An 8,553-nucleotide genomic window follows, 5' to 3' on the forward strand; every position below is an offset into this window, starting at 1 on the left:
TACTGTAACATACACTTACGGAAAAGTTGATTACTTAACACAACACTTAGAAATCGGTAAATTATTAAATAAAGAAAAAGAAGCAAAAACTTGGGTTGATGATTTCAAGAAACGCGCACAAACAGCTGGAAAAGACATTAAAGCGAAGATTGGTGAAGATGCAACAGTTTCTGTTGTTGAAAACTTCAACAAACAGCTTTACGTATACGGCGAAAACTGGGGCCGTGGAACAGAAATTCTTTACCAAGAAATGAAATTAAAAATGCCTGAAAAAGTAAAAGAAAAAGCTTTAAAAGAAGGATACTACGCATTATCTACTGAGGTATTACCTGAGTTTGCTGGTGATTACTTAATCGTAAGTAAAAACAAAGATACTGATAACTCATTCCAAGAGACAGAATCATATAAAAACATTCCAGCAGTAAAAAATAATCGTGTATATGAAGCAAACATGATGGAATTCTATTTCAATGATCCACTTACATTAGATTTCCAACTAGACTTCTTCAAGAAGAGCTTTCTTGGTCAATAATACAAACATGAGGAATTCTTAATTTAAGAATTCCTCTTCCTTTATTCTATGAAAAGAAAAGATGTGAAACGAATGAAAAAAGAGCAAGACAACCTACGTTCCAACGCTTTTACATACAAATTAATTTTGAGTATCATTGCATTCTTTCTTATTTTTATGTTTGCAATGGTGTTAGGCGCTGCAGATACTTCTATAAAAGACGTATGGTTAGCACTTACTTCCTCTGCTAAAGGAGATAAGCTATCCATCCTTCGTGAAATACGTTTACCACGTGAAGTTGCTGCTATTTTTGTAGGAGCTGGACTCGCTGTTTCTGGTGCAATTATGCAAGGATTAACGCGAAACCCACTTGCCGATCCTGGATTACTTGGCCTAACTGGTGGCGCAAATGCTGCACTTGCACTAACACTTGCCTTCAATCCTTCTATAAGCTATCTTTACTTAACACTAGCTTGCTTTATCGGTGCTGCAATTGGCGCTATTATGGTATTTGGAATTGGCATGGTGAAAAAGGGCGGACTTTCCCCTCTTCGAATTGTATTAGCTGGTGCTGCTGTTTCAGCATTTCTACTTGCAATCTCAGAAGGTGTTGGCATTTACTTTAAAATTTCACAAGATGTATCAATGTGGACGGCTGGGGGCGTAATTGGAACGAGTTGGAGCCAATTAAAAATTATTATTCCGGTTATTTCAATAAGTATATTTATCGCTATCTTACTTGCAAAGAAATTAACAGTTCTTAGTTTCAGTGAAGAAGTTGCTGTTGGACTCGGTCAAAAGATTATCGTCATTAAAACAATTTTATTTATCATTATTATCTTGCTTGCAGGTGCTTCTGTAGCGCTTGTCGGAAACATGGCATTTATCGGCTTAATGATACCTCATATGGTTCGTCCAATCGTTGGACCAGATTACCGTTTTGTTATACCGATGTCAGCGATCGCTGGTGCTTCCTTTATGCTGCTCGCAGATACAATCGGACGTACAATTAACGCTCCGTATGAAACACCAGTTGCTGCAATCGTCGCAATTGTAGGATTACCATTCTTCCTATTTATTGTACGTAAAGGAGGAAGAACTTTCTCATGATGCAATCTATTCTAAAGAAACAACGCCTTATCATACTTGCATTACTCATACTTACCATCACAACAATTGTAATTGGAATGGGACTCGGTTCTGCCGCTCTCTCCTATGACAGATTAATCCCAACACTTATGGGACAAGGTTCATTTAAAGAAGAATTCGTTTTATATTCTTTAAGGCTACCTAGAATCGTCATTACATTATTAGCCGGTATGGCACTCGCTTTATCAGGTGCTATATTACAAGGTATTACCCGAAACGATTTAGCTGAACCTGGTATTCTCGGCATTAACGCTGGTGCTGGTGTTGCAGTTTCTGTTTTCTTTCTATACTTCCCGATAGACGTAGGTTCATTTCTTTACCTACTACCAGTCGTTGGATTTATCGGTGCGTTTCTAACAGCTGTTCTAATTTACGTATTTTCATATAGCAAATCCACAGGCCTTCAGCCAATAAGATTAACATTAACCGGCATCGGTTTTTCCTTTGCACTATCTGGCGCGATGATTGTACTTATTTCATCTGCAGATCGTATGAAAGTAGACTTTATCGCTAAATGGATTGCCGGAAACATTTGGGGAGATGACTGGACATTTGTTTTAGCAATGCTTCCTTGGCTAATCGTATTAATCCCATTTGTTTTCTATAAGGCAAATAGATTAAATATACTAGCATTAAACGAGCCAGTAGCAATCGGTGTTGGAATTGAAATTGAAAAAGAACGAAGATACTTATTAATCGCAGCCGTTGCACTTGCTGCCGCTGCTGTTTCCGTAACAGGAGGCATTAGCTTTATCGGACTTATGGCTCCTCACATCGCCAAATCTTTAGTAGGTCCAAGGCATCAAATATTCATCCCTATCGCCGTTTTAATCGGCGGATGGTTATTACTACTAGCGGATACAATTGGACGAAATATCGTCGAACCTAGCGGTATTCCAGCTGGTATTGTCGTTGCTTTAATTGGTGCACCTTACTTTATGTATTTGTTATTGAAGAAGGCATAGAGAAACACCCTCAAGATTTTTTTCTTGAGGGTGTTTTCATTTCATTTTACTGCTGCCCATACCCTTCAAACTTCTTCGCCAAATTCTCCATCTCGTCTTCTGGCAGTAATTTCGGTTCTCCGACACTTTTCGTTTGATAATAAATTTGAGCACAAAACTCTATTTCTTCTGCAATAGTAAACGCCATTTTTATATTATTCGCTCCGGCCATTAAACCATGGTTCGCAAGTAAAACTGCACGGCGATCAATCATGCCCTCGAAAGCAGCCTCTGCTAATTGCTCCGTACCAAATGTTTCATACGGTGCACAGCGTACATTCGGGCCTGCAAAAGCAATTAAATACGATACTGCAGGAAGTTCCCACCCTAATGATGCGATTGTCTTCGCGTAAGGAGAATGTGTATGCACAAGCGCATTTATATCTTCACGATTTCTATAATAGATAAGGTGCATATCTAATTCGCTTGATGGTTTTCTCTCTCCTTCTATCACTTCACCATCTAAATTCAATATAACTACATCTTCAGGCGTCGTTTCATAATAATCTAGACCACTTGGGCTAATTGCAACAAGACCTTGTTCACGATTGAAAATACTAATATTACCGCCAGTCCCCTTTGTTAAACCACTAGAAATCATTTTCTTTCCGTACGCTACAACTTCTTCTCTTTCTTTTTGCAGTAACATATACATCCCCCTAGTAAGAAACTTATGATGACTATTTTTCTAAAAACTATCTACTTATTGAAATAACTTTTTTAAATTCTCCATAAACGGTGCTCTCACAATTCCTTTTTCCGTAATAATCGCTGTTACATTTTCATATGGCGTGACATCAAATGCCGGATTGTATACTTTACTTTCTTGAGGAGCAGAGTATTGTCCGAAACGATTGATCACTTCAGAAGCATCCCTTTCTTCAATTGGAATTTCTTTTCCTGTCAGTGTTTTCAAATCAATTGTCGGCGTTGGTGCTGCTACATAAAACGGAATGTTATAATATTTAGCCAAAATCGAAACACCTAATGTTCCAATTTTATTTGCTACATCCCCGTTTGCTGCTACACGATCACATCCAACGATTACTGCATCGATTTTCCCTTGTGACATGACCATTGCCGCCATATTATCTGTAATGACCGTTACATCAATTCCCGCTCGCTGCAGTTCTAATGCCGTTAACGTTGAACCTTGTAATCTAGGGCGTGTTTCATCGGAATAGATTTTTAAGTCCCATCCTTTTTCTTTCGCTAAGTACATTGGAGCTGTCGCAGTTCCATACTTAGTCGTTGCTAACGCACCTGCATTACAATGCGTTAATACCCCCATGCCATCATGGAATAATGTTAATGCATGTTCTCCAATTTGACGGTTAATTTCTTCATCTTCTCTATGAATCTCTTTTGCTTCTTCTAATAATCTATCTTTCAACTGCGCAATTGATAAGTGAGCATTCTCTTTCGCGACACTTTCCATTCTTTCAAGCGCCCAAAATAAATTTACTGCCGTCGGTCTTGATGTCGCTAAGTATGCACATACCTTTTTTACTTCCGCTATGAATTCTTCCGCCGAACTTTCCGCAACTTCCTTTACTCCTAAATACACACCGTAGGCTGCTGAAACACCTATTGCCGGCGCTCCTCGTACTTTCATTACTTGAATCGCATCCCACACACCCTCAGCCGTTTTAAAAGATTCATAGACTACTTCGTTCGGTAATACCGTTTGATCCAATAACACTAAAGCATCATCTTTCCACTGAATTGGTATTAATTGCTCTGCCATCATCTTCTCCCCTTATTTCGCACTATGCATTGACTGTTTTTTTAACGTTTCTACAAAGCTGCTACCTGTTTTATATTGATTCGCTTGTAAAATAAACTTCTTCGCTGTCTGAAGACAAATTCGCTCCGCTCTAGCACGCGCCTCTTCATTCTCAATACAAGTCATATCCTTTACCTTCGCTAGACCAACAATACGACGAATTAACTCAAGACCCGTCACTGCAGCTGTATCCTCTAATACAGATTGTAAATAAACTCGGTTAAAGCCTTCTTCCTTCGCCATAATCTCTGTCACATGAATATCCCAAGCATCTAAAAACTTCTTCTTAAATAAATCAATTACATCTATCATGGTAGATTCTATCCAGTTCATATATGTATCTTTCTCAATACCAGATTGCATCACTGCATCTGCATTCACCCATGCAAACATTAAATTCGCCATTATATTCCCAACGTCATATCCCATAGGTCCATAAAAAGCAAATTCAGGATCAATAACCTTTGTAGAATCACTTTTTACAAAAACAGAACCAGTATGTAAATCACCGTGAAGTAGCGCTTGTGCATTCGTCATAAACGAAAACTTAAGTTTTGCTACTTCCATACGAAGCTCTTTATCACTATAAATATGCTCCCTAATCCATCCTTCATTTAATTGAAACAATTCGTTGCGTTTATTATGGTTTGTGAATGGCTCTGAATATACGAGGTCCTCTGTAATCTCACATAACTCAGGATTTATATAATTCTTCACGAGTTCCTTCTTCTCTTTATGATTCATTACAACATCTGATGTTAATAGAAGGGTATTTACCATAAAAGTAGTTAAATCATCAGCAAGCCTCGGAAACATTTGATGATTTATGAGTGCTGTACGCAATATTGTGTGATCTGATAAATCTTCCATCACGCAACAATTCATCACACTATCAAACAAATATACATTTGGCACGAGTCCAGATGCTAACTCTCCTTCTAATCGCAAAACATCTGATTCTATACGGATTCGATTCGTCGACAACTTAAACTCATCTGAAATACGCGCTGTATCCCCAGCTTGCTTTACAATGACAGAAATGTTCTTCTGTTCATCCCAAACGCGGAACACATAATTTAAATTACCATCACCTATTTCTTTACACTTTAGCCCCTTTGCATGCTCGAACTTAGGTAATTTCTCTTGCACATATGCAATCACATCTTTAGCTTCCATTAAAAAATACTTCGTGAACTTAGACATGGTTTCCCCTCCACACTAAATGTAAACGTTTTCTAAAAGCCGTAAAAAATAATAGACTGAAACTTTTTCAATCTATACTATATCTTCTCTATTGCAATACATATCTCGCTTTTATTATATCTTGTTAGAAATGAGCGTCAATGTTTCTATTTCTCATTGCAATATACTTCTTATTATATATATTTATGATGACAATAATTGTTCACAAAGATTCCGATACATTTTGTTTTATTTATTGCACAATTCTTTGTAAAATAGAAGTAAGCAGTTCCTTTTCAAATCCACAACTTCTAAGAAATATTTCCTTCCTAAGAATTTATACTTACACCATGTCTCTAACATACACACTACTCTTTCAAACACTCATTGAAAATTTATGACTTGAAAATTACCTTTTAATTCCCTAGCAGCCTTAATTGAGAATAAATATTAATTAAATTGGTATAAAGTTGGTTTATTCTCTTGACAAAATAACCACTTCTATATGATAATTAATATCGAATTAGAATTATTATAGTTAATTAAAAAATATATTTTATGAGCAAACTAATTTCCGATGCTCAAAACCAACCTTTAGGAGGAATTTTAATATGTTATTAATCGGCACAGAAGTAAAACCGTTTAAAGCTAATGCTTACCATAATGGAGAATTTATCCAAGTTACTGACGAAAGTTTAAAAGGAAAATGGAACGTAGTTTGTTTCTATCCAGCAGACTTCACATTCGTTTGTCCAACTGAACTTGAAGACTTACAAAACCAATACGCAACTCTAAAAGACTTAGGCGTTGAAGTATACTCTGTATCTACAGACACTCACTTCACTCACAAAGCATGGCATGATAGCTCAGAAACTATCGGCAAAATCGAATACATTATGATTGGTGACCCAACTCGCACAATCACTACAAACTTCAACGTTTTAATGGAAGAAGAAGGTCTTGCTGCTCGTGGTACATTCATCATCGATCCAGACGGCGTTATCCAATCTATGGAAATCAATGCTGACGGTATCGGCCGTGACGCAAGCATCCTTGTTAACAAAATTAAAGCAGCTCAATACGTACGTAACAACCCAGGTGAAGTTTGCCCAGCTAAATGGCAAGAGGGTTCTGCAACACTTAAACCAAGCCTTGACCTTGTAGGCAAAATCTAAGGAGTTCGATCAAAATGATACTAGATGCAGATATAAAAACACAACTATCCCAATACCTTCAGTTAATGGAGAACGATATTTTACTTAAAGTAAGCGCAGGAGACGATAACGTATCTAAAGATATGTTATCTCTAGTAGATGAATTAGCTACTATGTCATCTAAGATTACAGTAGAAAAAGTTGAACTAGAGAGAACACCAAGCTTTAGCGTAAATCGCCCTGGTGAAGACACTGGTGTCGTATTCGCTGGTATTCCATTAGGACACGAATTTACTTCATTAGTGTTAGCTTTACTACAAGTTAGTGGACGTGCTCCAAAAGTTGAACAAAAATTAATCGATCAAATCAAAAACATTCAAGGCGAATATCATTTTGAATCTTATATCAGCCTAAGTTGTCATAACTGTCCTGATGTTGTACAAGCTCTTAACGTGATGAGCGTTCTAAACTCTGGTATTACACATACTATGATTGATGGCGCTGCATTTAAAGAGGAAGTAGAAAGTAAAGACATCATGGCAGTACCAACTGTTTACCTAAATGGCGAATCTTTCGGAAGCGGTCGTATGACACTTGAAGAAATTTTAGCTAAAATGGGTAACGGTCCAGATGCATCAGAGCTTTCTGATAAAGATCCATACGATGTTCTTGTTGTTGGTGGCGGCCCAGCTGGTGCAAGTGCAGCAATTTATGCAGCACGTAAAGGCATCCGCACTGGTATCGTTGCTGAGCGCTTCGGTGGTCAAGTAATGGATACTATGGGTATTGAGAACTTCATCAGCGTAAAACGCACTGAAGGTCCTAAGCTAGTAGCAAGCCTTGAAGAGCACGTAAAAGAATACGACATCGATGTAATGAATCTACAACGTGCGAAACGTTTAGAGAAAAAAGAACTTATTGAAGTGGAACTTGAAAACGGCGCTATTCTGAAAAGTAAGAGCGTAATCGTTTCAACAGGTGCTCGCTGGCGTAATGTTGGCGTACCGGGTGAAGCTGAGTTCAAAAACAAAGGTGTAGCATACTGCCCACACTGTGACGGTCCATTATTCATCGGAAAAGATGTAGCGGTTATCGGCGGTGGTAACTCTGGTATTGAAGCAGCTATCGACTTAGCAGGTATTGTTAAGCACGTAACTGTTCTTGAATTCATGCCAGAATTAAAAGCTGATGCTGTATTACAAGAACGTCTTAACAGCTTACCAAACGTAACTGTTCTGAAAAACGTTCAAACGAAAGAAATCACTGGTACTGATAAAGTAAACGGTATTTCTTACATCGATCGTGAAACTGAAGAAGTACACCATGTTGAATTACAAGGTGTATTCGTTCAAATCGGTCTTGTGCCAAACACAGACTGGTTAGGCGAAACAGTTGAACGCGTTCGCGGTGAAATCGTAACAGACAAGCACGGCGCTACAAACGTACCAGGAGTGTTTGGTGCAGGTGACTGTACAAATAATCCGTACAAACAAATCATCATCTCTATGGGTTCAGGTGCGAATGCAGCTTTAGGTGCATTTGATTACTTAATCCGTAACTAATTATATAGACGTGAGTTTTAAAAAAGCAGGTGCCAAGGCACCTGCTTTTTTTATAATCCTAATGTATAAACTAAAAATCTCTCATTCCCATTCTTCTCATAAGCACCCGGCAATCTAACCTCTCTCTTCAATTCAAACGCAGTCTGGTTCTCTAAGAACCTGTCTAGAATCTTTTTAATAAAATCGCCACGCCTGCCAATAAGCA

General features: G+C 37.9%; 8 protein-coding genes. 5 read left to right on the plus strand and 3 right to left on the minus strand.

Going from position 1 to position 8,553, the window contains the following annotated elements; all coding sequences use genetic code 11:
* From AB3X49_RS13800 to AB3X49_RS13810, 3 genes are all read left to right on the plus strand, one after another.
* Positions 1 to 532, plus strand: a 532-nt coding sequence (locus AB3X49_RS13800) for an ABC transporter substrate-binding protein (protein ID WP_367962785.1), incomplete at its 5' end; no start/stop codon positions are given.
* A 48-nt stretch (positions 533 to 580) separates the two neighbouring features.
* A complete protein-coding gene (locus tag AB3X49_RS13805) occupies positions 581 to 1,621 on the plus strand; it encodes a FecCD family ABC transporter permease (RefSeq protein ID WP_002124938.1) in 1,041 nt (346 codons plus the stop codon).
* Positions 1,618 to 2,625 (plus strand): FecCD family ABC transporter permease, encoded by a 1,008-nt coding sequence (locus tag AB3X49_RS13810; protein ID WP_016121392.1) that lies wholly within the window; start codon positions 1,618 to 1,620, stop codon positions 2,623 to 2,625. The genes AB3X49_RS13805 and AB3X49_RS13810 overlap by 4 nt, the downstream gene beginning before the upstream one ends.
* Before the next feature lie 46 nt (positions 2,626 to 2,671).
* On the opposite strand, the gene AB3X49_RS13815 is transcribed toward AB3X49_RS13810, so the two are convergent.
* The 3 genes from AB3X49_RS13815 to mtnK are packed head-to-tail and all read right to left on the minus strand — an operon-like array spanning position 2,672 to position 5,653.
* A complete protein-coding gene (locus tag AB3X49_RS13815) occupies positions 2,672 to 3,313 on the minus strand; it encodes an L-fuculose-phosphate aldolase (RefSeq protein ID WP_002029515.1) in 642 nt (213 codons plus the stop codon).
* A gap of 54 nt (positions 3,314 to 3,367) precedes the next feature.
* Entirely contained in the window at positions 3,368 to 4,411 is a 1,044-nt protein-coding gene (gene mtnA / locus AB3X49_RS13820; protein ID WP_002124936.1) for an S-methyl-5-thioribose-1-phosphate isomerase, read from the minus strand.
* Positions 4,412 to 4,423: 12 nt separating this feature from the next.
* Positions 4,424 to 5,653 carry an S-methyl-5-thioribose kinase gene (mtnK, locus tag AB3X49_RS13825; protein WP_002124934.1) on the minus strand — a complete coding sequence of 410 codons (1,230 nt, stop codon included), beginning with the start codon at positions 5,651 to 5,653 and terminating at the stop codon, positions 4,424 to 4,426.
* Positions 5,654 to 6,243: 590 nt separating this feature from the next.
* On the opposite strand from mtnK, the gene ahpC reads away from it, so the two are divergent.
* A complete protein-coding gene (ahpC, locus tag AB3X49_RS13830; RefSeq protein ID WP_367962789.1) occupies positions 6,244 to 6,807 on the plus strand; it encodes an alkyl hydroperoxide reductase subunit C in 564 nt (187 codons plus the stop codon).
* Positions 6,808 to 6,821: 14 nt separating this feature from the next.
* Positions 6,822 to 8,348 (plus strand): alkyl hydroperoxide reductase subunit F, encoded by a 1,527-nt coding sequence (gene ahpF, locus AB3X49_RS13835; protein WP_002124933.1) that lies wholly within the window; start codon positions 6,822 to 6,824, stop codon positions 8,346 to 8,348.
* Positions 8,349 to 8,553 lie beyond the last annotated feature (205 nt).

Source organism: Bacillus sp. C30 (genome assembly GCF_040838255.1).
GTDB classification, from domain to species: Bacteria; Bacillota; Bacilli; order Bacillales; family Bacillaceae_G; genus Bacillus_A; species Bacillus_A mycoides.

Bases quoted from the DNA above. Each gene is read 5' to 3' on its own strand.
- AB3X49_RS13810 (WP_016121392.1), top strand. From the start codon at position 1,618: ATGATGCAATCTATTCTAAAGAAACAACGCCTTATCATACTTGCATTA.
- ahpC (WP_367962789.1), top strand. From the start codon at position 6,244: ATGTTATTAATCGGCACAGAAGTAAAACCGTTTAAAGCTAATGCTTAC.
- mtnA (WP_002124936.1), bottom strand. From the start codon at position 4,411: ATGGCAGAGCAATTAATACCAATTCAGTGGAAAGATGATGCTTTAGTG.
- mtnK (WP_002124934.1), bottom strand. From the start codon at position 5,653: ATGTCTAAGTTCACGAAGTATTTTTTAATGGAAGCTAAAGATGTGATT.
- ahpF (WP_002124933.1), top strand. From the start codon at position 6,822: ATGATACTAGATGCAGATATAAAAACACAACTATCCCAATACCTTCAG.
- AB3X49_RS13815 (WP_002029515.1), bottom strand. From the start codon at position 3,313: ATGTTACTGCAAAAAGAAAGAGAAGAAGTTGTAGCGTACGGAAAGAAA.
- AB3X49_RS13805 (WP_002124938.1), top strand. From the start codon at position 581: ATGAAAAGAAAAGATGTGAAACGAATGAAAAAAGAGCAAGACAACCTA.